This window comes from Eisenbergiella massiliensis (assembly GCF_003435485.1).
The window spans coordinates 95,714-120,606 of sequence record NZ_QVLV01000016.1; the positions used below are offsets into that span (position 1 = coordinate 95,714).

Sequence of the window (24,893 nt, forward strand, 5' to 3'; positions counted from 1 at the left end):
AGGGAATGAGGTTGGTAATTGACTGCTTCAAGCTGGTAAAGGGAAAAGGAAAAAGTATTGGTATTTACAACCTGGCGCAGAATCTGGCCCAGCATCTGACTGAGACGAACCGGAACGGAGAGCGCTGCGAGGAAATCATTGTGCTGGGGAACGAATATAACCGGAAGGATTTTGATATACCCGGCATCCGTTTCGTTCAGATGAAAGGAAACCCGCTGAACAAGCTGACCTGCCTCGTATGGGAGCTTTTTATCGTTCCGTTTCAGGCGCGTAAATATAAGGCAGACAGAATCCTTTTTCCCAGGGGATACCGTCCGCTGTTTTACAGGGGAAAGGATACGGTTATCATTCACGATCTGATACCTTTCTTTTATGATAAATATTTTCCCAGCGTATTAAACCGGGTGGAAAATGCCTATATTATGAGCCGGCTGAAGGCTTCCATGAAGCATGCGGATCGGATTATAACGATTTCTGAATTTTCACGCAGAGAGATTGATGCCATGTGTCCGGGCAGCGGGAAAAGGGTCAGGGTTATTTACAATGGATTGAATGAAGTAAAATGTTCCCGGAATAAATGTGCCCTGATTCCGGAGGAACCTTATATTTATGCAGCCGCCTCAGGGCTTCCTCACAAAAATGCGGCGGGGGTGCTGAAAACCTATGATGCCTATTATCATCAGACACAGCATCCTGCCAGGCTGATAGTGGTGGGAATCCTCAATACAGATGGCTATGAGATCAGCAGTGAGGCGGCGTCCCATGTGACCTGCTATAAATATATTGAACGTTCAGAGGATATGCACAGCCTTTTGGCCGGTGCAAGGGTTTTCCTGTTCCTTTCCCTGATAGAGGGATTTGGATTCCCTCCGCTGGAGGCCATGCAGCTGGGGGTGCCGGTAGTCTGCTCCGACAGGACGGCATTGGCTGAGGTGGTGGGAGATGCCGGCCTTCTCACAGATCCGGATAACTATGCTCAGAGCGTAAAATGCTTGAACCGGATTCTGACGGAGGAAGAACTCAGACAGCAGCTGATAAGAAAAGGTTATGAGAATGTGAAGCGGTTCGGCTGGGACAGCCGCATTACGGCATACTGGGAGGAGTTGGCCAGGTGAGTGCTAAAATTTCGGTGATCATACCTGTTTATAATGCCTCCGGGCCTCTGCCCGACTGCCTGCAGAGCATTGCTTTGCAGACCTGGACTGATCTGGAGGTGCTGCTGGTAGACGACGGATCCACGGATGACAGCACTGGCATCTGCCGAAGCTTTTGTGAAAAGGACAGCCGCTTCCGGCTGCTCCAGAAAGAAAACGGCGGCGTATCCTCTGCAAGAAACCTGGGGCTGAAAGAGGCCTCCGGTGACTATATTGCCTTCGTGGATGCGGATGACTGGCTGTGCCCGGAAATGCTGGAGCATCAGGTGGAATGCCTGGAAAAAGACGGCAGCGATATGGCTATGTGCGGTTTTCAGGAGGCAGGGGAAGCGGAACGGAGGCAGTTTCGCAGGGACTGTGGAACAGGAGAGAGCACACAGCTTCTGAAGAGACAGGATAAAAAGCTCTCAGATAAAAAGCCTCCGGATAAAGAAAATGCGGATAAGGAAAGACGAGACGGAGAAGCGGCGGGTATGGAAGAAACATATCCGGAGCACATCTCCATGCCGGTGGAAGCCTATGTGGCAGAATATCTTCTGGCCGGAAATACCCGATGCTGGAGTATCCTTTTTCGAAAAGAAATACTTCAGGAGGCGCGTTTTCAGGAAGGGCTGACAATCGGGGAGGATTTGCTGTTCCTCATAGACCTGCTCCCTGCATTGAAGAAGGTTTCCCTGATAAAGACAAGGGAATACTGTTACTATATCAATGATGATGGCGCCATGTTTTCAGGATTTAAGCCTGCATACATGGATCAGATAACCTGCTGGCAGCAGGCCCGGGAAAAAATAAAGCTTTTGTATCCGGATTATACGGCAAAAGCGGATATCAGCCTTTTTCAGGCGGCGCTTCTTACGGCCGGAAAGCTGGCACTGCTCCCGGCAGAGGAAAGAAGGGCGATGGCAGATTATACAGAAGTATGCCGTAAAGCTGCCAGAGAAGCAGCCCGGGACCGGATGGTAAGAAGAGGACTTCCGGCGGGATATAAGCTGAAGGGGCTTTTGTTTCTTTTAGCACCGTCTTTGTATCTGGGGCTGTACCACCATTGGAAAGGGCGCCGGTAAGCCGGATTTTTATCAAAACAGGAAGGTGAGACTCCGTTGAAAAAAGATAAAATTGTTCTGTATATGCACGCGGGAAGCGGAAATCATGGATGCGAAGCAATTGCCAATACCGTATGCAAAATGCTGCCCAAGCCTGCAATCATCGTAACCAACAGCGCTGCGGAGGATGAAAGGTATTCTCTGAAGGGTTTATGTACGCTGATTGAGGAAAAGAAAATCAGGGAAAATTTTTTCATTCATGTATATTATTATCTGAAGGAACGTTATTTGCATGATCCGGAGGCTGCGCTGCGCTATCGGTTCGGAGAGGTATGCGGCAGGAACCTGCGGGCGCTGAACATCTCCATCGGCGGCGATAATTATTGCTATGATCTTCTTTTAAAGGATTTAAAGCTGGCCAACCAGATGTTCAACAGTCAGGGGGCGAAAACGGTCCTGCTTGGCTGTTCCATAGAACCGGAGCTGCTGGCTGAACCTGATATTATTGATGATATGCGGCGCTACAGCAGCATCATAGCACGGGAGTCCATTACCTGGCAGGCATTGCAGGATGCAGGGCTGAAGGACAATACCTACCTTGTACCAGATCCTGCATTTCTTCTTGAAACAATAAAAAAGCCTTTGCCGGAGAATTTTACGGAGGGCGGCATGGTAGGGCTGAATGTGAGTCCGCTGGTGGTGGAAAATGAAGCGGTGCCGGGGATTACCATGGAAAATTACAGGGCGCTAATCCGGCATATTCTTGATACCACGCAGATGAATGTGGCGCTGATTCCCCATGTGGTCTGGAAAAACAATGATGACAGAACGGTTTTAAAACGACTGTATGAAGACTTTAAGGAAACCGGACGAATAGTTCTCATTGAGGACTGCGGCTGCGAGGAACTGAAGGGCTATATCGCCAGGTGCCGTTTTTTTATAGGAGCCAGAACCCATGCCACGATAGCGGCCTATTCATCGCTGGTTCCCACCCTGGTGGTAGGGTACTCGGTAAAAGCCAGGGGAATTGCCAAGGATCTGTTCGGCACCTGGGAGGATTATGTGCTTCCGGTGCAGAGCCTGCGTCAGGAGGGGGAACTGATTGAAGGCTTTGAATGGCTTAAAAACCAGGAACAGTTTGTAAAAACACGGTTGGAAAAGGTTATGCCGGCTTATCTGGAACGTGCCAGGCAAATGGGAAAAATACTGGGAAAACTGGCAGAATGAGGGGAGTGACTGTATGGAGCGGTTACAGGAACTGATACAAAGAACGGAAACAATCCAGAAGGTAAATGCGCTGCAGCAAAATGTGGCGAAGCAGCTGTTCACCTATCCGATATTGGGGAAAAAAGAAAAGACCAAGCGGCGTATCAGAAAATATCTGCTTTTTCAGCAGATACCGCCCGTGGATCGGTTTTACTGGCCCAATGCGCTGCTTGCCAGAGGACTGTCGGAAGTTTGCAGAGGTACCTCAGACAATGTGAGTATTAATACGTTGGAGAGATACTTTAACAGGTGGATAAAGCAGGAAATGCCGATATACTATGTGGATAACATAACGAACGGCATTCCCTTACTTGATTTGTATGAAAGAACCGGTAATGAAAAATACATGACAGGCGCCCAGCGCCTTGCAGCCTACCTGCTGAAGTATCCGGCGGATTCCAGGGGAAATCTTCCTTACAGGCTAAGGGATGGAAGCCATATTTATGCCGATGGTATCGGTATGGTCTGCCCTTTTTTATGCCGTTACGGTATCCTGACAGAGGATACGACGGCGGTTAAGCTTAGCGTCGTTCAAATGGTGCACTTCCTGGAGGGCGGGATGGACGCGGCATCGGGACTGCCATACCACGGTTTTGACAGCGATACCGGCGTAAAATACGGTATTATCGGCTGGGGCAGGGCCGTAGGCTGGCTGATGTCAGGAATCTCTGAGAGTCTGGCCTATCTTCCGGAAAAAACACCGCAGTTTAGTTTCCTGCGGGACCATTTTCAAAAGCTGTCCGCTATTGTGGTGGGTTTTCAGAAGGAAGACGGAAGCTTCCCCTGGCAGCTGCAGGCACAGGATGGCCCCAGTGATTCCTCTGCCACGGCCATGATTGCCTGTGCGTTGCTGCGGGGGATGCAGTTTGAAAATCTGGACGGTCACTATGAAGAAAATGTGCTGCGTGCAGGCGAATATTTGCTCGCACATATGAAAAACGGCAGGGTGGAGCAGTGTTCGGCGGAGTGCGACGGCTTCAGCCAGTATCCGCAAAGATACGGAAGCTATCCCTGGGCGGACGGGCCTGCGCTGCGGTTGTTTGGGATGATGGAGGAAGTGTAGATGGGAAAGCCGCGTCTTATATTGTATGATACCTGCAACTACAGGGATTATCCCGTAGGCGGACAGGTGACAAGCATAAAAAATTTTCTCAGATTCCTTTCACAGGAATATCCGGAGCATACAGGAGAGGTTCTTCTTGTAGGGGTGTCATGTGATGCCAGCGAAGTTGGTAAGGTTAAAAGAATATCCAACGGTGGAGGCGAATACTCTTTTCTGGCCGTGACTCAGGCATCAGCTGATTTAAGCAAGGTGAAAAAATCCCTTCGACTGGAATATGTTAAAGGATTGTGGAAATATCGGAAGCTGATAGGGTTAACCAGGGAGGACTGCAATTATATCCATACTCCGGAGGCCTTCGGCGCAGTACGTTTTCTCAGGCCCGGCGCCATCTGCTATGTTTTTTCCCATGGAACCTATCTGGATATGTGGCAGCGGGTACGTTTTTTTAAAAAGGCGCCTTTTATACGAAAAGCTTTTCAGGGTTTTCTGGTCCATGTGATAAAGAAGAGCACGGCTATCTTTGTTTTGGAACAGGAAACACTGGAAAATTACAGCGTTTACAATAAACATACGGTGCATGTGGGAAATTCTATTGTGGTGCATCCTTATGAAGAAAGAAAACTGCATGAGGATAAAATACACTTTTTATATGCGGGAAGGCTCTCGGCCGTTAAAAACGTGGGACCTATGATTAAAGCGGTTAAAAGCTATGGCAGAAGCTGCGATTTTACGATACTGGGTGACGGTGAAGAGCGTAAGCAGCTGGAAACGCTGGCAGACGGAAACGAGAGGATTCATTTTGCCGGTGCCGTATCGCCGGATGAAGTACAGGAAACGATGAAGGCCGCCGATATGCTTGTTATGAATTCAACGTTTGAAGGGATTCCCATGATTATCCTGGAAGCCATAAGCCGGGGACTGCCGGTGATTACCACGGATGTCGGCGGGATTAAGGAAGTGCTGACTTACGGAAAGGATTCTGAGGTTACGGATGGAAGCGTGGAGAGCATTCATTCCGCAATGGACAAAATCGTGGCGGATTATGAACGTTATGCGAAGGCAGCCTATGAAAAATCCCTTCAGTTTGATTACCGGAAGGTAAACAGGAAGGTTTTTGATGTAATTAATGAAAGTCTGCAGTGGTGATTCAGGAAGTTTGCAAATTCTGGAAGCCTGGGATGCAGGTGATGCGGCCATTATGCCATGAGGGGATATCATGATACAGGACAAAAAGGATTTAAAAGAATATCTTGCATACGAGAGGGCGTTGTATTTCGGGGGAGAAAACAGTTCCTGGCTGCCGGCATGGCTTCTGCGTTCCAAATTTTACAGGATATGGCAGTATCTGTGGACATTAAGGCATGCGGAGTATCATAAAAACAGGAATACGTTCTGGGATAAGGCGGCATTTATCTGGTACCACCGCAGGAAATATGTGCTGGGGAACCGGCTGGGCTTTGAAATCCCGGAAAATTGTTTTGAAAAAGGTCTGCTGATTTATCATATAGCCCCAATTGTAGTGAATGAGGACGCCAGGATCGGGGAAAACTGCCATGTTACAGGCAATTTCTGTGTGGGAAATACCGGTGCCGGAACAAAAAGCCCTGTGCTTGGCAAAAACGTGACTGCGGGATGGGGATGTTCGGTCATTGGGGATATCAGGATTGCAGATGGAGTTACGATTGGTGCCGGGAGCGTGGTTACACGGTCTATAAACCAGAATGGAGCAACTGTAGCCGGGGTACCGGGGAGGGTGCTGCATTTAAAGAAGTAGTATAGGGTTAGATGCTATAATACAGGAAGAGGCATAAATATATTGGGCTAACAAAATAATTGTCAGAAATAAACATAAAATATTGAAAAAAATCTGACAATATATAGGCAATAGATAATTTTGCTGTTTAATAAGGCGAGTTACTTACGAATAAAAGAAAATATTGTATTCTTTGTAAATATAATTAGGATATGTATGTTTTGCTGAAAATTATTAAAAATAAAAAGTGTATTAAGATTTAAAAAGGCTTTACCAACAATAAGCTGAATTCATTATAAAACATATATTAAAGACAATAAGATTAATAGTTTCAATTTTGAATACAGTCATATTAAAGTGAAAATTGTAATTATCAGAAAATAAAACAATATTTTTATATAATTGCGACAAATAACTTTTAAAATTAAATTAACATATACAAATTTGTTATTCTGTCTGTTATCCCAGGTTGGAGTGGAAAGTACAATGAAGCAAAAGCTAATAAGTGTGATTGTTCCGGTTTATAATGCAGAGAACTATCTTGAACGCTGTCTTAACAGTATAGTTAATCAAACATACAGTAATCTTGAGATTATTCTTGTGGACGATGGTTCCAGAGATGGAGGACCTCAAATATGTGATTCTTATGCGGCTGGAGACAAAAGAATCCGTGTAATTCACAAACAAAACGGCGGCCTGATGTCGGCCTGGATGGCAGGGGTTAATGTGTCTGCCGGGGATTATCTGAGCTTTATTGACAGTGATGACTGGGTAGAAACCAATATGATGGAGGAGATGCTTAAGGAGGCAGCGGGCATTCCGGGAGAAGTTATCTGTGGAAACTTCGTGATCGAGAAAGACGGACATTCAACCAGCCATTTTCATGAGCTATCGCCGGGTATATATGAAGGTGCTCTGCTGGAGAATTCAATTAAAAGAAATTTATTGGGAAATGAGCGGCGTACCATATCAATGTCACGGTGCATGAAGCTTTTTCCCCGGGAATTGATTGTGGATAATATGATTTACTGCAATCCCGGCATTAAAATGGGAGAGGATGTAAACATTGTTCTTCCGGCGTTATTGGACAGCAGGAGGGTGGTAATATTAAAGGAAGCGCTGCATTACCACTATTTTTATAACGATGCTTCTATGGTACACAAATATGATGCGGGAATGTACGATGGAATATGCCTTCTGATAGACGCGATTAAAGAAATATTCAGCTCTAAGAGTATTACAGATTGGCAAGAACAATGGGAGAAGGAAAGCCTGTTCCTTCTTATGCTGGCTGTTAAAAATGAACTGCGCGGCGGCAAAAAGGGCTTCACAGACAGAACGAAAAAAATTTGTAAAGCTGAACATGTGAAAACAATAGCTGATAAGTATAAAATTCGTCCGGAGGATAATGTAAATAAACTTCTTATCTGGGTAATGAGAAGGCCCTCTGTTTTCCGTTGTGGAGCAGGAAAGATTATCTTTGAATTGTATGACAGGATTAATGGATAACAGAAAATGTGCGAATATACTGACGCTAATAATAATTGCCCGAAAAGCGGGAATATTTTTGAAATTTTGTATGAGATTGTATATTTTCAGAACTATATTATGATATCTTGAAAGTTGTGCTACAAAATATAATTGTTTTTTGAAATAGTATTATTAGTCAGAAATAAATGTATATTGTTGGAAAATTGTGGATTAATAACAGAAATCATATAACTTACAAATAATAGAATAGTAAAAATATTAAAATGCGAAAATTGTTAGTATATTTGCAAACAGTCAGAATATTCTGAACATATATGCTTTTATATACTATTTTGTGCAGGAAGGATTGAATGAAGTAGATGATAGTAATACGAGTTATGGGCGGTTTGGGAAACCAGATGCAGCAGTATGCTTTATATGAAAAGTTTAAGGCTTTAGGAAAGGAAACACGGCTTGATACATCATGGTTTGACAATGCTTCTATGCAGGAAAATGTATTAGCCAGACGCAGCCTGGAGCTGAGGTTTTTTGATAATCTCACTTATGAAGCCTGCACTCCCCAGGAGAGAGAGGCTCTTTTGGGAAAAGAAGGGTTTTTTAATAAATTGGAACGAAAACTGTTTCCTTCCAAAAACAAGCATTTTTATGAAAGTGAAATGTTTCATCCGGAAATTTTTAAGTTAGACAATGTATATTTGGAGGGACATTGGGCCTGCGAAAAATATTATCATGATATTATGCCGCTCCTTCAGAGTAAAATAATATTTCCTAAAACCGATAATATTCAGAATAATATGTTAAAAAATAAAATGAATTCAGAAAATTCAGTCAGTATTCATATCCGACGCGGAGATTATCTGGACCCTGAAAATGCAGCCATGTTTGGAGGAATCTGTACAGACAGTTATTACAAGTCGGCGGAGGGATATATACGTAACAGAGTAACGAATCCTCATTTTTATTTATTTTCCGATGATCCGGCCTATCTGCGCGAACATTATAAGGGGGAGGAATATACCGTTGTTGATTGGAATCACGGCGCTGACAGCTTTTATGACATGGAATTAATGAGTTGCTGCAAGCATAATGTCTGTGCCAACAGCACCTTCAGCTTCTGGGGGGCAAGGCTTAACAGGACAGAGAAAAAAATTGTAATACGACCGGCAAAGCATAAAAACAGCCAGCAGGCTGAGCCGGAACGAATGCATGAATTGTGGGAAAATTGGGTTATAATTGATGAAGAAGGCAGAATTGTCTGAAAACTTAGTTGAAAAATGGCAAACTGTCATAACAATATACTTTTTTTATTATCTCGTATGATTGGGACGTATGATATCTGCAAGTATATTAATCGTAATCTGAATATTTCCTATGGTTGGAATTACTAGGGTAATATGTTATATTATAGAAAAAGGAAAAATGTGCATATTAAGAGGGAGAGGAAATTAGCTCGTTTGGGTGGAATAATCTGTCATAATATGATAAAATACTAAAACTACTGAAAAAGAAAGAAGCAGTGAATGGGACGAGTAAAATATGCAGCCAGAAATATTATGTTTGGCTACGTCAGTAATATAATTACACTGCTGTTAAATGCAATCCTGCGTTATGTATTTATAATGCGCCTGGATGAAACACTTCTTGGAATTAACAGCACATATACCAATATTTTGTCCGTGCTTTCGTTGGCTGAATTAGGGGTTGGCACTGCAATAAATTTCAGTCTCTATGCTCCGGTTGCGAAAGGTGACAGGGAAAAGGTTAAGGCTTACATGCAGTTTTACAAAAAGGCATATCGTATGATTGCTTTTATTGTTGCAGCAGTAGGTCTGATTTTGGTACCGTTTTTAAAATATATAATTAAAGATCCTATTGGAATAGACAGTACCCAGGATTTGATAAATTTTTACCTGATATTTCTTTTTAATACGGTAAGCTCTTATTTTGTGGCGTATAAATACAGCCTGTCCAATGCTGAACAGAAGAATTATATTCAGTCGAATGTTATAACTATCACTAAAATTGTGACTACCTTGGTTCAGACAATAGTGATTCTTGCTACCTCAAGTTTTTATGGCTACTTAATCTCCGCTTCCGTTATAGAGCTGGCACAGAAAATATTTGCAAATATTTACCTTAATTATAAGTATCCATATTTAAAAGAGAAAAATGTGGAAAAACTTACTAAAGAAGAAACCTCTGATATTAAAAGAAAAACAGGGGCGCTTGTCTGTCATAAGGTCGGGGATGTGGCCAGACTTCAGACAGACTCCATTATAATATCAGGGTTTATCAACGTTGCCATGTCGGGTATGGTTGATAACTATAATATGGTGATATCCTCTGTATCCAACTTTGTTAATATTATTTTTAATTCTGTAATATCCAGCTTTGGCAACCTGATTGCCACGGAGTCCAGGGAAAAACAATACAACATGTTTTGTATTTACCGTTTTTTTGCTTCCTGGATATACGGTTTTTCTGCTGTGGGTTTTTATATACTGTTGACTCCTTTAATAAAACTGTGGCTTGGAGATAAATGGATTTTACCTGGGGCTGTTATTGCAGCGATTTTGATTGACTACTACTTTAAGGGCGAACGGGTAGTATTATCTAATTATAAAACTGCTGCAGGTGTCTTTGAGCAGGATAAATACCTTCCATTAGTACAGGGAGCGGTGAATCTTGTTATTTCCGTAGTGCTGGTAATTAAAATCGGACTGATAGGGGTTTATATCGGGACAATTGTATCCGGCCTGCTGGCCAATATAATCCGGCCTGTTATTATATACAGAGTCTGTTTTGAAAGAAAAGCGACAAGTTATTTTTATGATACGGTCAGATATGCAGCGGTCATTATACTGGCGGCCGCATGCTGCGTGCTGTGCAGCAATATATTTATGAAAGAGGTAACGATTGCCTCTTTTGCCGTAATGATAGTTATTATTACTCTGGTTTTCAATGGGATTTTCTTGATTTTTTTTGGAGGAACCGCAGAGTTCAGGTACTTATTTGCAATTTTCAGAGATAAGGCATATGCTGTGGTAAACAGGCTTCATCGCTGATAATATCATCTTTAGGTTAAGGGTAAAATGAATGACAACAGAATTGAACTACAGCAGTATATTGGGAACAAAAATTAATATAACTGATATGGAAAAGACAGTCAGTTATATAGAACAGCATTTGGATGAACTTAAGGGACACTATATATGTGTCTCTAATGTGCATACTACGGTTACGGCTTATCGGGATGGTGAATACAGAGAGGTACAAAACAACGCGGCAATGAATATTCCGGATGGCAAGCCGTTATCCATTGTACAGCGCCATACCGGATTTAAAGAAGCCGGCAGGGTTCCCGGGCCGGATTTAATGCCTGAAATATTCAGATTGTCCGAGAAAAAAGGGTACAGGCATTATTTTTACGGAAGCCGGCAGGAAACGCTGGATGCCTTAAAGGTAAAGCTTGCAGAAGAATATCCCAAAATGAATGTCGTCGGCATGTATTCACCTCCGTTCCGTCCTATGACGGAAGAAGAGGATGAGGAAGCAATCCGTAATATCAATGAATGCAATCCTGATTTTATTTGGATAGGTCTTGGGGCTCCCAAGCAGGAAAAGTGGATGGCAGCGCATGACGGCAGAGTATGCGGTGTTATGCTTGGTGTTGGCGCCGGCTTTGATTTTCATGCCGGTACTATCAAAAGAGCACCATTGTGGATGCAGGAATTCTGTATGGAGTGGCTGTTTCGTATTGGGCAGGATCCTAAGAGGCTTTTTCCAAGATATCTGGATACTAATTTTTCCTTCGTTTTTTATCTGTTCAGAGAATGGCTGAAAGGAAAAAACGGGATCGACAGGAAACATTATGTATCTGGGCCAATATCTGCATGCGACAAAGAGATTCCGCGTGGGAAAAAGGGCAGGCCTCTGCGGGTTGCAATGATTGGCCATAAAAGAATACCTTCCAGAGAAGGCGGCGTGGAAATTGTGGTTGACGAATTATCGACCAGGATGGTAAAACTGGGGTGTGAGGTGGATGCCTACAACCGGTTTGGTTATCATGTTTCCGGTAAGGAATTTGACGAAAAGAGAGAAAGATATTATAATGGTGTGAGGATTTTTACGATTCCCACGCCAAGCAGCAGTTCATTGAATGCAATAGTCTATTCTTTTCTGGCAACAATCCGTTCATTGTTCGGACGCTATGATATCATCCATTTTCATGCAGAAGGGCCTTGCACAATGATTTGGATTCCCAAATTATTTGGTATACGAGTTGTGGCAACCATACACGGACTGGACTGGCAGAGATCTAAATGGGGTAATTTTGCATCGAAGGTATTGCGATTCGGAGAAAAAATGGCGGCAAAGCATGCGGACGAACTGATTGTTTTGTCTGAGAACATGAAAGATTATTTCCAGAAAGAATACGGACGGGAAACCAGCTATATTCCTAATGGTATTATATGCCCGGAACATAAAGAGATAAACTGTATTAAAGAGAAATACGGACTGGAGAAAGATGAATATATTCTGTTCCTTGCTAGAATTGTTCCAGAAAAGGGGCTGCATTATCTGATAGATGCATTTAAAGATATTGCGACCGACAAAAAGCTGGTAATTGCCGGTGGAAGCAGTCATTCTCATGATTATATGGATCAGATAACAACGATGTCACAGGAGGACTCCCGCATTGTAATGACTGGATTCGTACAGGGAGAAATATTGGAAGAATTGTATTCCAATTCCTATATCTTCGTATTGCCAAGCGATGTGGAAGGAATGGCAGTCAGTCTTTTGGAAGCTATGAGCTATGGAAATTGCTGCCTGGTTAGTGATATTGATGAGAATATGGAAGTTGTCCAGGATAAAGCATGCTCCTTCCAAAAAGGAAATGTAGAAGATCTTAAACGAAAGTTGGAAGAACTTCTTACAAGACCGGATATTGTGGAAAAGTATAGAAAAGAGAGCGCAGACTATATCTGCGGCCGTTTTAACTGGGATGATGTGGTGGACAGAACAATCTATCTTTACATGCAGAAAGAAAAAGGAAAGTAAGACAGGTATAGATAAATGGAACAGAAGAACGCCGTATATAATATGGGGTCCGAACGCGGGACAGGTTTCAGGCCAGAAGAAATATTCTATTATTTATTCTTTGCTATAATGTTGTTTGCCAAAGGAATTGGCCTGTATGAAGGGATGAAATCCTTTAGACTGTGTATTATTGCCGCTTTTTTCTGTTTTGTGGTAAAAGTGTGCCTGACTGAGCATACTGTAGGTGAACTAGTGCAGATGCTCGTTCTGATGGCTTTTGGAGTACTGGCTTACCGTAATTCCGGAGAAATGGCTGCTTTTATCTATGTGCTGGTGGTTGCAGGCATGAAACATGTTCCTGTAAAAAGGGTTTTTAAAGTAGGTGCTGCAGTATGGACAGTGGCATTTTTATCAACTATTGTATTGGCTTTGTTAAAGCAGATACCGGATCTCGCGCTTGTCCATTCCAAATTGGGTTTAGGACATATTATCAGATGGAGCCTTGGGTATCCACATCCCAATGTGCTCCATATTTCTTATGTTATTCTTCTGGCTTTCTTTTTCTATCTCGCCAACCTGAACAGGAAACAGTTGATAATTGCAACAGCATTATTATATGGGGGCAACTTCTATATTTTTCTGTATTCTGTAAGCTATACCGGGTTGATTCTTACTACGGTTTATCTGCTTGCCAACCTGTATTTTAATTTGCGGAAGGAGTTTACCAGAGGAGAGAAAGTATTAATTCAGTGCATTTATCCGGTATGTGCTTTGCTTTCTGTATTGGGACCGGTACTCATTAAAGGAAAGCTGTTTGATATATTTAACAAGATGATGAATACTAGGTGGAATCTTTCCCGATATTTTTTGACGGAACAGCGGATTTCTCTTTTTGGGACAAGGTTTACGGATTTGCCGGATAAGGATTATAATATAGATTGTTCTTATGTTTATATTTTAATGTATTATGGCATTATTTTATTCGCAATTATTTCGATAGGATATTTTGTGACAATAAGAAGAGAAGTAAAGCTCATGCGTAGAAAAGAGCTGGCAATTATGACGGGTTTTCTGGTGGCAGGTATGTCAGAGCCTTTTATGGCAAATTTGTCATTTAAGAATTTGACACTGATTTTTATAGGAGAGTGTTATTATGTTATTTTGAAGGAATTGCAGGAGAAAAAGCCGGATATCTGGTGGAATAAAAAATTATGTCTGTTTCCCTGGGCCGAGAATTATGTAACAGTGCCTTTAAAAGGGATAGGAAAGATAAAAGATAAATTTTCAGGAGTTGTAAAAAAAGGATGGAGATTGAGCCTGATTACGGGCCTGATTTTTGGGCTTGGTGTAGGGGTGTTTTATTATAAAACTGCAGATGTACCGGATGCGATATATGCAGATTCGGGAATCAGTGATTATTGGGGCGGAGAAAAAGTAAAACTGGACAGAAACAATTTACCTGCTGATTTTCAGGGAGAAATTATAGGGACCGCAGATGGTAATACAGATTTGTATGTTTTAAAGGGAAATATTATTTGGCTGGAGCTTATAAGAGGAACTGTTACGGTGGGTATTGCAGGCGTTATAGCCGGCTGGTGTGTGACAATTATACTTTGTGGCATATATTTTGGTTTGATGGATAAAAAGAGAGTAAGAAAATGAAGGTATTGATAGTAAATAAATTTTTATATCCTAATGGGGGATCGGAAACCTATATTTTTAAGCTGGGTGAGACTCTCGAAAAAAAAGGGCATGAAGTACAATATTTTGGGATGGAGCATGAGGGCCGTATTGTTGGAAATGAAGCGGAGAGTTATACATCAGATATGGATTTCCACACAGGCCGGATAAAGAAGCTATTGTATCCTTTTCAAATTATTTATTCGGTGGAGGCCAGAAAAAAGATACGAAATGTGCTTAACCGTTTTACACCTGATGTGGTACATCTCAACAATTTTAATTTTCAGCTTACGCCCTCAATTATTTATGAAATAAGAGCTTTTGAAAAAAAGACGGCCAGAAAGATTAAAATTATATATACGGCACATGACAGTCAGTTTGTGTGTCCAAATCATCTGATGAGAAATCCGCTGACAGGGGATATATGTACGAAGTGTATTGACAATGGAGTTAGTAATTGCATAAAAAACCGATGTCTTCATGGTTCGGGGACTAAAAGCCTGTTAGCTGCATTTGAGCATGCGTTATATCATATTCTTAATACCTATGAAGAAATAGATTGTGTAATCTGCCCCAGCGAGTTCCTGAAGAAGAAACTGGAAACCTATAAGGCTATTCGAAATAAATTGATAGTTATGCATAATTTTGTGGACAGACCGTCTATAAAGACAGAAGCTGTCATAAAGAAAGATTATGTTGTATATTTCGGCCGATACTCGGAAGAAAAAGGCATTCAGACTTTGCTGAAGGTATGCCGGAGAATGCCGGAAATTCCCTTTGTTTTTGTAGGCAGTGGTCCGATGGTAGAAGAGATTAATAAGGTAGAAAATATTACAAATAAAGGATTTTTGTCAGGGGAAAAGCTTCAGCAAATTATAGGGGAGGCAAGATTCTCAGTGATACCTTCGGAGTGTTATGAAAACTGTCCATTTTCAGTAATGGAATCTCAGATTTACGGAACTCCTGTATTGGGAGCGAATTTAGGTGGGATACCAGAACTCATATCAGATGGGGAAACCGGAGAACTATTTACAAGTAAAAATGAGCAGGAATTGTATGCAAAAATATATGAACTGTGGCATAATAAAGAAAAAACAGACAGATATATAGAAAATTGCAGGAATGTCACATTTGATACTGCAGAGAAGTATTGTGAGAAAATTTTAAAAATTTATGGAGATAAATAAGATGGCAAGAAGAACATTATATGGAACGGTAATCGTGACCTATCGCTGTAATGCCCATTGTAATATGTGTGATTGTTTCAGGGATCCGACAAGGCCAGAGGATGAAATAACGCTTGATGTAATAAAAAAACTGCCGGAAATGGCTTTTACAAATATTACAGGCGGTGAACCATTTATCAGGAAGGATATTCCCGAAATAGTAAGGGAACTTTATAAAAAGTCGGACAGAATCGTAATTTCAACAAATGGGTATTTTACGGATCGTATCATAGCCTTATGCAAAGAATTTCCCAAGGTGGGAATTAGAATCAGCATAGAAGGACTTCAGGAGACCAATGATAAAATAAGAGGAATTCCGGACGGATTCAACAGAGGGTATGGTACATTAAAGAAACTCGTAGAAATGGGACATCCGGATGTTGGGTTTGGCATGACAGTTCAGGATATGAACTGCGAAGATCTGGTTCCTTTATATGAAAAGGCAAACGAATTGGGAATGGAATTTGCTACGGCTACGCTTCATAATTCATTTTATTTTAGAAAAACTGATAATAAAATAGATGATAAATACAAAGTATCACAAAATTTTGAAAAACTGATTAATGAACTGCTGAAAAGCAATTCTCCTAAAAAATGGTTCAGGGCTTATTTTAATCACGGACTCATTAATTATATTTATGGAAATAAGAGATTGCTTCCATGTGATATGTCTAAAAATGCATTTTTTATTGATCCTTTTTGCGATGTTATTCCCTGTAACGGTATGGAAAAAAAGGCTGTTATGGGAAATTTAAAAGAACAGTCGTGGGATGAGCTGTGGAACTCACAGCAGGCAGAAAAAGTGAGGGATTGCGCCAGAAACTGTACAAGAAATTGTTGGATGATTGGAAGTGCCTCGCCGGCTATGCATAAATATATTTGGGTGCCTGGCTGGTGGGTAGTTAAGCACAAGATTTTTAAAGGCGGAAAATACAGCCTGAGTGAGAACAAATTTATTAAAGAGGCAAAAAAGGATAAGTAAATGAAAATTCTGATGCTGGTTAACTGGAAGGTGGAATATACCTCTGAAGCCCCTGAAGACAGGCAGCCTCCGGATTATGTTGTTAACGGAGAGAGGTACTGGTTTTTCAGGTATTTTCCTGAAGATGTTACCGTAGATGTCGTAGATATCCGTTCCTTTCCGGCATGGGAAGGGATTGAACAGAATAAACTCAGGTTTTACATTTGGCAGACACTGAGGATATTGCCCAGATTAAGACGATATGATGTGGTACTTTCACATGGAATGCAGAGTGGAATTGTTCTGTGCCTTTTACGGAAGCTCTTTGGCAAAGGAAAATATAAACATATTGTATTTGATATCGGGGCTTTTAACAGTGCGAAGGAAAGCGGCAAGGCGCTGCGGGTCATGCAGTTTGCAAGTAAATCATTAGATGGTGTTATTTATCATACAAAATGTCAGAATGAATATTACCGGAAGTGTCATCCCTGGCTGTTAGAAAAAAGCAGATATATTCCATTTGGAACCGATACGGATTTTTTCAGATATCAGGAACAGGAAAATGGCGGGCTGCAGAAATATATTATCTGCATTGGCTATAATAAAAGAGATTGGAATACATTAATAGAGGCCTATAAGCTGATTCAGACAGATGTCAAGCTTTATATGATAGGTAATGCAGATATAGAGTGTGCGGATCCCAGAATTAAAGTGTTTGCAAAAGTAAATATAATCGAACTTATCCGTTTGATTTCAGGCAGTTTATTTGGGATTCTTCCTCTGAAAAGTTTTAATTATTCCTATGGACAGATGACGCTTCAGCAGCAGATGGCATTAGGGAAAGCGGTTATTGTTGCTGATGTACCCAGTATCAGGGAATACGTAAGAGATGGAAGCGATGCGCTGCTCTATGAACCGGAAAATGTTATGGCGCTGAAGAAAAGCATTGAAAGCCTGCTGGAACATCCGGAGAGAGCAGAACAGATAGGAAAGACGGCAGCCTGTACGATTTATGAAGTATTTAATGAGAAAAATATGGCTGTGGGGATTTATGATTTTATCATGGATATTTGTGAAAATAAGAAATTGTAGGAATTTATTATATTTTGAATTATACTACTATATGGCATGATAATGGGAGCTGTAATGGAGACAAGGGTAAGTGTTATTGTACCGGTATATAATGTGGAAAAATACCTGGAAAGGTGCGTTAAATCGCTGACAGATCAAACATTAAGGGAAATTCAGATTATTTTAGTTGATGATGGCTCCTCAGATGGAAGCGGGGAGCTTTGTCGGCAATTTGCGGAAAAGGACAGCAGAATAAAGGTCATAAGCAAAAAAAATGAGGGGCAGGGATTGGCAAGAAATTCCGGCCTTTCATGTGTTTCGGGCAAATATGTTACTTTTGTGGATTCAGATGACTATATTGATACGGATACGTTTGAAGTTTTATGGAATACCATGGAAAGCAGTAGAGCTGATTTGTGCTGTTACAGCTATGTGAAGCATGATACAGAAGGAAAGATTGTTTACAAGGCTAAAGTAGATGAAAGATTATATGAAAATAATGCGGTATATACATCCTTTTTGCTTCATTATTTCGGAGATGATCCCCTGTTAGATGATTTAAGAGGTGTTTCTGCCTGTATGTCAATGTTCAGGACTGAAATTATTAATAACAATAAGATTCGATTTCTGTCAGAACGCAAGGTATTTAGTGAGGATACGCTTTTTTGCTTGGATTATTGTAAATATATTAAAAAAGTGGTTACACTTTCGCATCCTTTTTACCATTATTGTCTGAAGGCTGATTCATTTACAAAAGGCTATCAGGAAAAGCGTCTTGAATTGACAATTGATTTCTGCAATACACTTAGCCGGTATGCCTGTGACTATAAGGTTGAAGAACTTGTTAGTGAAAGAATAAATATGGTTTTGTGGATTACCCTAATGGATTGTGTTAAGCAGGAAATTCTGCGGAGCAGGGAAACTGGAGTGCGGAAAACATATCAGATGATAAGGGAAATATGTAACCATTCATATGTGAAGGAAGTAATTCGCAATATGAATACAGATGGCTTCCATATGAAACAGAAGCTTTTTTGGTTTGCGATCAGGCGCCGATTGATTCCTATGGTTATGATATTGGGAATTCTTCGGGTAAAACAGGGAATATGAAGGTAATAGTATATGGGTATAAAAACTATTCTGAGAAAAATTAAGGGGATGGGATTGACGACTGCTTTCCTGAAGTTAATTGGTTATGATGCAGTATTTACTTGTGCTGTTCGACAGAGAGCAAGTAAGGAGGATATTCCTGAAACGAAAAGTCCGTTCCATGTTTTTGGACAATCAAAAGAATTCTGGTATGCGGATCCTCTTCTTTACTCTTTCAGAGAAAAGGAATGCATATTTATGGAGGCTTTTGACAGAAAGGCTGGACTTGGGAGAATTGCATTTTCTGAAAGAAAGGAAAAGGAATGGACAACTCCTAAAATAATTATTAAAGAAAATTTTCATTTATCATACCCTATGATATTTCAATATAAGCAGGAACTTTACATGATGCCCGAAACTTCCACAGCGGAGAAAGTAGTATTATACCATTGTATTAAATTCCCGGGGGAATGGGAAAAACAACAGACATTTTTAGATGGCAGAAAAATAGTTGATATAGTTGTAAAAGAAATAAAAGAAAATGAGATTCAATTTTTAGGCTCGGAATGCAGCAAGGATAACGATCTTATGACAAAGTTCTGCCGCTTTTCCCTGAAGCATAAAGAGGGTATGTTTGTGGCCAGTGAAGAGACGGAATTTAACCGTGTGCAACAATATACTTGGTTTTCACGGTGCGCAGGGTATCCTTATTCGGATTTGCTTCCGTTGCAAAGAAGCCGTGAGGGTATTTATGGTTATTCCATCATTATGTCTGATCGCAATGAAGTAATGGAAAGCGGAAATGTAATTATGAAAGCTGAAATAACTCCTGAGGATATACAGCTTTCAGGTAAAAAGCCAGGAAAGATTATTGGAATCCATACATACACCAGAACACTTGGATATGAGGTGATTGATGTGGAATATATGGAATATAATCCCTCAAAGTGGAGGGACAGGCTGAATAAAATAAATAGAAAAGGATGATTTCCGCCATGCCCTTGATAAGTATAATTATGTCAGTATATAACGAAGAGATATATTTGAAAGAAGCGCTGCAAAGCATTTTCAATCAGACAATTGAGGATTATGAACTAATTATTGTTGATGATTGTTCCACAGATAGAACGGTAGAAATTATAAAAAGCTTTAACGATCCCAGAATTAAATTAATTATTAATGAGACAAATATGGGATTAACTATGAATTTGAATAAAGCTTTGAAACTGTGTCGAGGCGAATTTATAGCCAGGATGGATGGAGATGATATTTGCATGCCTGATCGGCTGCGTAAGCAGGTGGAATATATGAGGCTGCATCCTGAATATATGCTGACAGGGTGTCAGACAAGGACGTTCGGTGAGCAAAATATGACATGGTGTCTGAAAGATAATCCTGAAAAATTGAGGATAATGATGTTAATCAGGCCGGTACTTGCACATCCTACATTTATGATGAGAAAAGAACTTATATTTGACAAGAATTTTTGTTATGATGAAAGCTTTCGTTCCGCACAGGATTATGACCTTGCACAGCGGGTAAGTGAATTTTATCCTATAGGAATTGTGCAGGAAGTACTTTTAAATTATCGCACACATAAAAAACAGGTATCCAGCAAATCGGGAAGTACACAATTTGCAAATGCTGATCGTATACGTGAAAGGCAGTTGGAACGGTTAGGAGTAGTACTGGATGAAAATATGCGTAAAGTATATACTTTGTGGGTAAAAGAAGATAAGAATATCGAAGCAGAAACCTTTTGCAGGGCCCAGGAACTGATTCATGTATTTTGCAAAGCCAACGATAAAAAGAATATTTATAGTAAAGAGTTAATGGAAAAAACTTTGAAAGAAATGTTGTTTACTTGGATTTTAAGAAATAAATCAATGAAGACTATGCTTAAGCTGCCGGCCATCTGTGATTCCATCAGTGATTTGCCAATTTTAGCAAAACAGACTGCAGAAATCATGAAAAGAAAAATGCACGAAAATAAATAGGGAGAAACTCATGCGGGAAGAAAGTTTGTCTGTAAGAAGAAAAATATATCGTAAAATTTGTGCATTGGGAGAAAGGGTTTTACCGGATAAATTATATTTAGAGATGCTTTATCAGGTGAGAATGGGAGAGAAACTCGATCTGAAAAACCCGAACAATTTTGATGAAAAGCTGCAATGGCTGAAGCTCTATGACAGAAAACCGGAATATACAATAATGGCTGATAAATATGAAGTCAGAAAATATGTAGAAGAAAAACTGGGAGAGAGCTATCTTATTCCATTACTGGGGGTATGGGACAGCGTTGATGATATCGATTTCTCTATGCTTCCGGAACAATATGTGTTAAAATGTACGCATGATTCAGGAAGTGTCCTTATCTGCAAAGAGAAGAACACCTTTGATATTCAGTCAGCAAAGCAAAAATTAGAGAAAACATTAAGGACTAATTACTTTTATCCAAGCAGAGAATGGCCATATAAGAATATACATCCAAGGATCATAGCTGAAAAATATATGACGGATGAATCCCATGTGGAATTGAAAGATTATAAAATATATACATTTGGCGGAGAGCCATATCTCATTCAGGTTGATTTTGGCAGATTTGTCGAGCATAAACGAAATTTATATACAACAGACTGGCAGTACATTGATGAAGAAATAGAATATCCTAAAGACCCATCGGTGCAAATTGAAAAGCCGGAGAGCCTTGGGGAGATGCTGGAGTGTTCGCGAAAGCTCGCTGAAGGAACCGTCAGCCTGAGAACCGATTTTTACTCTATTAATGACAGAATATATTTTGGAGAAATAACATTTTATCAGGAAGCTGGATTTGCCCATTTTTCTTCGGAGGAATTTTCAAGGAAATTAGGGGAGATGATTGTGTTGCCTCAATCAAAATTATAGAAGTTATTTGTGCAGAGACAAAAGGATATTGTTTATGATAATTATTGAAATAAGCGGCGGTCTTGGAAACCAGATGTTCCAATATGCTTTGGGACAGAAATTTATTTCCATGGGAAAAAAAGTAAAATATGATCTTTCATTTTATAATGATAGAGTGCAGACTTTAAGGCAATTTGAGCTGGATATATTTGACCTTGATTGTCCTGTGGCATCTAATAGTGAATTGAGCCGTTTTGGGAAAGGAAATTCTCTAAAAAGCAGATTAAAACAGAAATTAGGCTGGGATAAAGAAAAGATATATGAGGAGAATTTAGATTTAGGATATCAGCCTCGGATCTTTGAATTGGATGATATTTATTTGTCGGGGTATTGGCAATCGGAATTATATTTTAAGGATATTAGGGAACAGATTCTATCTATTTATAGATTACCGAAAGAAATGAATGAAAAAAGTAGGAAATTTTTGTTGAGAATCAATGAAGATAATTCAGTTAGCATTCATGTCCGCAGGGGAGATTATTTGAACAAAGAAAATTATAGGGTTTATGGTGGAATATGTACGAACTGTTATTATAAAAAAGCTATTGAATATATGAGAAAAAGTATTGATAATCCTAAATTTTATATATTTACAAATGACAGTGAATGGGCAAAAATGCAGTTTAAAGAAAATGATATGGAAGTAGTTGAATGTAACAATGGAAATAACAGCTATTTAGATATGTTTCTTATGAGCAGCTGTAAGGCCAATATTATTGCGAATAGTACGTTTAGCTGGTGGGGAGCATGGCTTAATTCAGAACAAGAAAAACTCGTTATAGCGCCTAAAAAATGGTTTAATAATCATGAAATTAATGATATTGTATGTGAGAGCTGGATAAAAATAGATTCTCAGGGTGAAATATGAAGATATTAATAAGCGTGCATACTTATTATCCGGATAAAAATGGCGTACAGATGGTTACGCAATATATTGCGGAAGGATTAGCTAAAAAACATGAGGTTAAAGTTATAACCGAATTAAAAGAAAATTATCTTAGAAAAGAGATATATAATAATGTTTCTATTGAGAGAATAAAAATAAATAGTTTTGATGGTAAATTTACTGGGGAAAAAAATAAGTATCTGTCTTTTATTAAGGATTATAATCCTAAGGTTTTAATAGTTGTATGTACACAATCTTGGCCATTTGACTGGGTCATGCATAAACTAAACGATATGGATTGTATTAAAATATTATATACCCATGGATATTCAGGATTAATGAAACATTATCCCATTATAAAAGATATAATTCATTTACGCCCTAGAGCTTTGAAATATCATTGGCATTGGATGCGGTATTATAAAAATGCTTATAAATATATAGCACAATTTGATTTAGTGACTTATTTATCTGAAAATAATATTTCTGTTTGGTATGCAAAGAAGCATAATCTTTGTAATGGTGAAATTCTCGTAAATGCGGTTGAAAATATGTTTTTTGTGAACACGGCCTATGAACGTGTAAAAGTAGAATCTGCAAGAGAAGAAGTTAAATTTATTTACGTGGCAAATTATGATTCCAACAAAAATCAAAAATTTGTTTTGGAAGCGTTTTATCAGTCAGAAATAAAGAATGCAAGGCTTATATTTGTAGGCAGTAAGAAAAATTCATATTATAAAGAAGTAGTTGAATTGAATTCTAAGTTGGAAAGAGAGTACGGAAAGAGGCAGATAGATTTTTTATATAATCAGCCAAGAGAGAGTATTCCTGATTTATTAAGAGATTCTGATGTTTTTGTGTGTGGAAGCATAAAAGAAGAATATCCAGTTATGCTTTGTGAGGCAGCTGCAGAAGGATTGCCTATTATATCTACCAGGGTTGGACATGCTCCCACTATGCCGGGGTGTATTGTGGTAGATACACAGGAAGATATGGCTGCTGCGATGAAAATGTTGTGTTGCAATAGGGAAGAACGTATAATAAAAGGGCAGCTATTACAAAATTATGCCAAAGAAAATTATGTAATAGAAGAAAAAGTGAAATGGCTGGATAATAAAATTAGTTTATTGTTAAATAAAGGGTGAGGTGTGCAGTGAATATAGCAATTATTCCGTGGGATGAAAGTCTTATAAAAGATACTATATTTATTCCAAAAAGTGCGGACTATTTAGATTCGCATATTCTTCTACGCAAGGCGTTTTTAGATAGGGGCCATGATATTCATACTATTGATATGTATGAAAATATAGAAGAGGTTGATTGTTTCCTATTTTTCACGTTGAATTATTATTGGTTGAATAAGGTTATACAAGCAGGAATGCAAAATAAAATGATATATTGTAGTAGTGAACCGGCGGTTGTAAAACCTATTAATTCAGCCAAAGGATATATAAAATTATTAAAAATTTTTCCATATATTATGACGTGGAATGATGATTTGGTAGATGATAATAGAATTTTTAAAAGAAATATACCATATTATTTTTTAAAGTATTATGGTGAAAAAACATTCGGTGAACGGAAATTGCTGGTTAATATGTCTGGGAATAAGTCATCAAAGCATCCTAAACAGTTATATAGTGAACGCATAAAGGTAATAGATTATTTTGAAGATAAATATCCGGAACATTTTGACTTATATGGACCTGGATGGGACAAAAAAAAGCATCCTTGCTATAAAGGAATTGTGGATAATAAGTTTAAAACTTATGGTAATTATAAATTTGCATTATCATTGGAAAACACATATGGAGTCAAAGGATATATTACTGAGAAAATATTTGATTGTCTTACAGCAGGGATTGTTCCTATATATATGGGAGCTGAAAACATAAATGAATTTGTTCCGGAAAATTGTTATATAAGTTATTCAAAGTTTTCTACTGTTTCTGAGTTAGCAGATTATCTATTATTAATGGATGAAATTAGATATAATGAATATTTAAATAATATAGATAAATTATTAGATTCAAATATTCAAAGACCTTTTAGCAGCGAAGAATTTTGTGAAGACATTTTGACTGTTATTAATAAAGGAAATATTAAGCTTAGTATTCCTCCATATATTTATACGTTTATAAAAACGAGATGTTTGCAAGATAAAATTAATATGAGATATATAACGTCAAAAAAGGCTATTAAAAAGTTTATAACTAAATAAAGT

At 39.3% G+C, this 24,893-nt stretch carries 21 protein-coding genes; all 21 read left to right on the forward strand.

Features of this window, described 5'->3' with window-relative positions; translation table 11 throughout:
• Positions 1 to 5 precede the first annotated feature (5 nt).
• The 21 genes from DXC51_RS20015 to DXC51_RS20120 all read left to right on the forward strand — a co-directional run bounded on the left by DXC51_RS20015 (position 6) and on the right by DXC51_RS20120 (position 24,890).
• On the forward strand, positions 6 to 1,115 hold the full coding sequence (locus DXC51_RS20015; RefSeq protein ID WP_021636942.1) for a glycosyltransferase family 4 protein: 1,110 nt from the start codon (positions 6 to 8) through the stop codon (positions 1,113 to 1,115).
• Positions 1,112 to 2,218, forward strand: coding sequence for a glycosyltransferase family 2 protein (locus tag DXC51_RS20020; protein ID WP_021636941.1), 1,107 nt, complete (start codon positions 1,112 to 1,114; stop codon positions 2,216 to 2,218). The genes DXC51_RS20015 and DXC51_RS20020 overlap by 4 nt, the downstream gene beginning before the upstream one ends.
• A gap of 36 nt (positions 2,219 to 2,254) precedes the next feature.
• Positions 2,255 to 3,424, forward strand: coding sequence for a polysaccharide pyruvyl transferase family protein (locus DXC51_RS20025; protein ID WP_021636940.1), 1,170 nt, complete (start codon positions 2,255 to 2,257; stop codon positions 3,422 to 3,424).
• A 13-nt stretch (positions 3,425 to 3,437) separates the two neighbouring features.
• Positions 3,438 to 4,526, forward strand: a complete 1,089-nt coding sequence (locus tag DXC51_RS20030) for a glycoside hydrolase family 88 protein (RefSeq protein WP_021636939.1) — start codon at positions 3,438 to 3,440, stop codon at positions 4,524 to 4,526.
• Positions 4,527 to 5,672 (forward strand): glycosyltransferase family 4 protein, encoded by a 1,146-nt coding sequence (locus DXC51_RS20035; protein WP_021636938.1) that lies wholly within the window; start codon positions 4,527 to 4,529, stop codon positions 5,670 to 5,672.
• Between the two features lie 70 nt (positions 5,673 to 5,742).
• On the forward strand, positions 5,743 to 6,300 hold the full coding sequence (locus DXC51_RS20040; protein ID WP_021636937.1) for an LbetaH domain-containing protein: 558 nt from the start codon (positions 5,743 to 5,745) through the stop codon (positions 6,298 to 6,300).
• A 465-nt stretch (positions 6,301 to 6,765) separates the two neighbouring features.
• Entirely contained in the window at positions 6,766 to 7,788 is a 1,023-nt protein-coding gene (locus DXC51_RS20045; protein ID WP_021636936.1) for a glycosyltransferase family 2 protein, read from the forward strand.
• Between the two features lie 341 nt (positions 7,789 to 8,129).
• Positions 8,130 to 9,029: an alpha-1,2-fucosyltransferase gene (locus tag DXC51_RS20050; protein ID WP_021636935.1), complete on the forward strand. Its 900-nt coding sequence runs from the start codon at positions 8,130 to 8,132 to the stop codon at positions 9,027 to 9,029.
• Positions 9,030 to 9,290: 261 nt separating this feature from the next.
• Positions 9,291 to 10,835, forward strand: coding sequence for a lipopolysaccharide biosynthesis protein (locus DXC51_RS20055; protein ID WP_117545233.1), 1,545 nt, complete (start codon positions 9,291 to 9,293; stop codon positions 10,833 to 10,835).
• Positions 10,836 to 10,866: 31 nt separating this feature from the next.
• Positions 10,867 to 12,834 carry a WecB/TagA/CpsF family glycosyltransferase gene (locus tag DXC51_RS30480; RefSeq protein WP_330413857.1) on the forward strand — a complete coding sequence of 656 codons (1,968 nt, stop codon included), beginning with the start codon at positions 10,867 to 10,869 and terminating at the stop codon, positions 12,832 to 12,834.
• A gap of 891 nt (positions 12,835 to 13,725) precedes the next feature.
• Complete coding sequence (locus tag DXC51_RS29305) at positions 13,726 to 14,475, forward strand: hypothetical protein (protein ID WP_147332382.1); 750 nt, start codon at positions 13,726 to 13,728, stop codon at positions 14,473 to 14,475.
• Positions 14,472 to 15,680, forward strand: coding sequence for a glycosyltransferase family 4 protein (locus tag DXC51_RS20075; protein WP_117545235.1), 1,209 nt, complete (start codon positions 14,472 to 14,474; stop codon positions 15,678 to 15,680). The genes DXC51_RS29305 and DXC51_RS20075 overlap by 4 nt, the downstream gene beginning before the upstream one ends.
• A 1-nt stretch (position 15,681) precedes the next feature.
• Positions 15,682 to 16,701, forward strand: coding sequence for a radical SAM protein (locus DXC51_RS20080; RefSeq protein WP_025488516.1), 1,020 nt, complete (start codon positions 15,682 to 15,684; stop codon positions 16,699 to 16,701).
• The gene (locus tag DXC51_RS20085; RefSeq protein ID WP_117545236.1) at positions 16,702 to 17,772 is read left to right on the forward strand and encodes a glycosyltransferase family 4 protein; all 1,071 of its coding nucleotides are present in this window, start codon (positions 16,702 to 16,704) and stop codon (positions 17,770 to 17,772) included.
• Between the two features lie 54 nt (positions 17,773 to 17,826).
• Positions 17,827 to 18,861: a glycosyltransferase family 2 protein gene (locus DXC51_RS20090; RefSeq protein WP_235930607.1), complete on the forward strand. Its 1,035-nt coding sequence runs from the start codon at positions 17,827 to 17,829 to the stop codon at positions 18,859 to 18,861.
• Between the two features lie 12 nt (positions 18,862 to 18,873).
• Positions 18,874 to 19,827: a glucosamine inositolphosphorylceramide transferase family protein gene (locus tag DXC51_RS20095; protein ID WP_117545238.1), complete on the forward strand. Its 954-nt coding sequence runs from the start codon at positions 18,874 to 18,876 to the stop codon at positions 19,825 to 19,827.
• 29 nt (positions 19,828 to 19,856) lie between these two features.
• Positions 19,857 to 20,837, forward strand: coding sequence for a glycosyltransferase family 2 protein (locus DXC51_RS20100; RefSeq protein WP_278336989.1), 981 nt, complete (start codon positions 19,857 to 19,859; stop codon positions 20,835 to 20,837).
• A gap of 10 nt (positions 20,838 to 20,847) precedes the next feature.
• Positions 20,848 to 21,744, forward strand: coding sequence for an ATP-grasp fold amidoligase family protein (locus DXC51_RS20105; protein ID WP_117545240.1), 897 nt, complete (start codon positions 20,848 to 20,850; stop codon positions 21,742 to 21,744).
• A 34-nt stretch (positions 21,745 to 21,778) separates the two neighbouring features.
• A complete protein-coding gene (locus DXC51_RS20110; protein ID WP_117545241.1) occupies positions 21,779 to 22,651 on the forward strand; it encodes an alpha-1,2-fucosyltransferase in 873 nt (290 codons plus the stop codon).
• Positions 22,648 to 23,814 carry a glycosyltransferase family 4 protein gene (locus DXC51_RS20115; protein ID WP_117545242.1) on the forward strand — a complete coding sequence of 389 codons (1,167 nt, stop codon included), beginning with the start codon at positions 22,648 to 22,650 and terminating at the stop codon, positions 23,812 to 23,814. Before DXC51_RS20110 ends, DXC51_RS20115 begins: the two co-directional genes overlap by 4 nt.
• 8 nt (positions 23,815 to 23,822) lie before the next feature.
• Positions 23,823 to 24,890, forward strand: a complete 1,068-nt coding sequence (locus tag DXC51_RS20120) for a glycosyltransferase family 10 domain-containing protein (protein WP_207660869.1) — start codon at positions 23,823 to 23,825, stop codon at positions 24,888 to 24,890.
• The last annotated feature ends 3 nt before the right edge of the window (positions 24,891 to 24,893 follow it).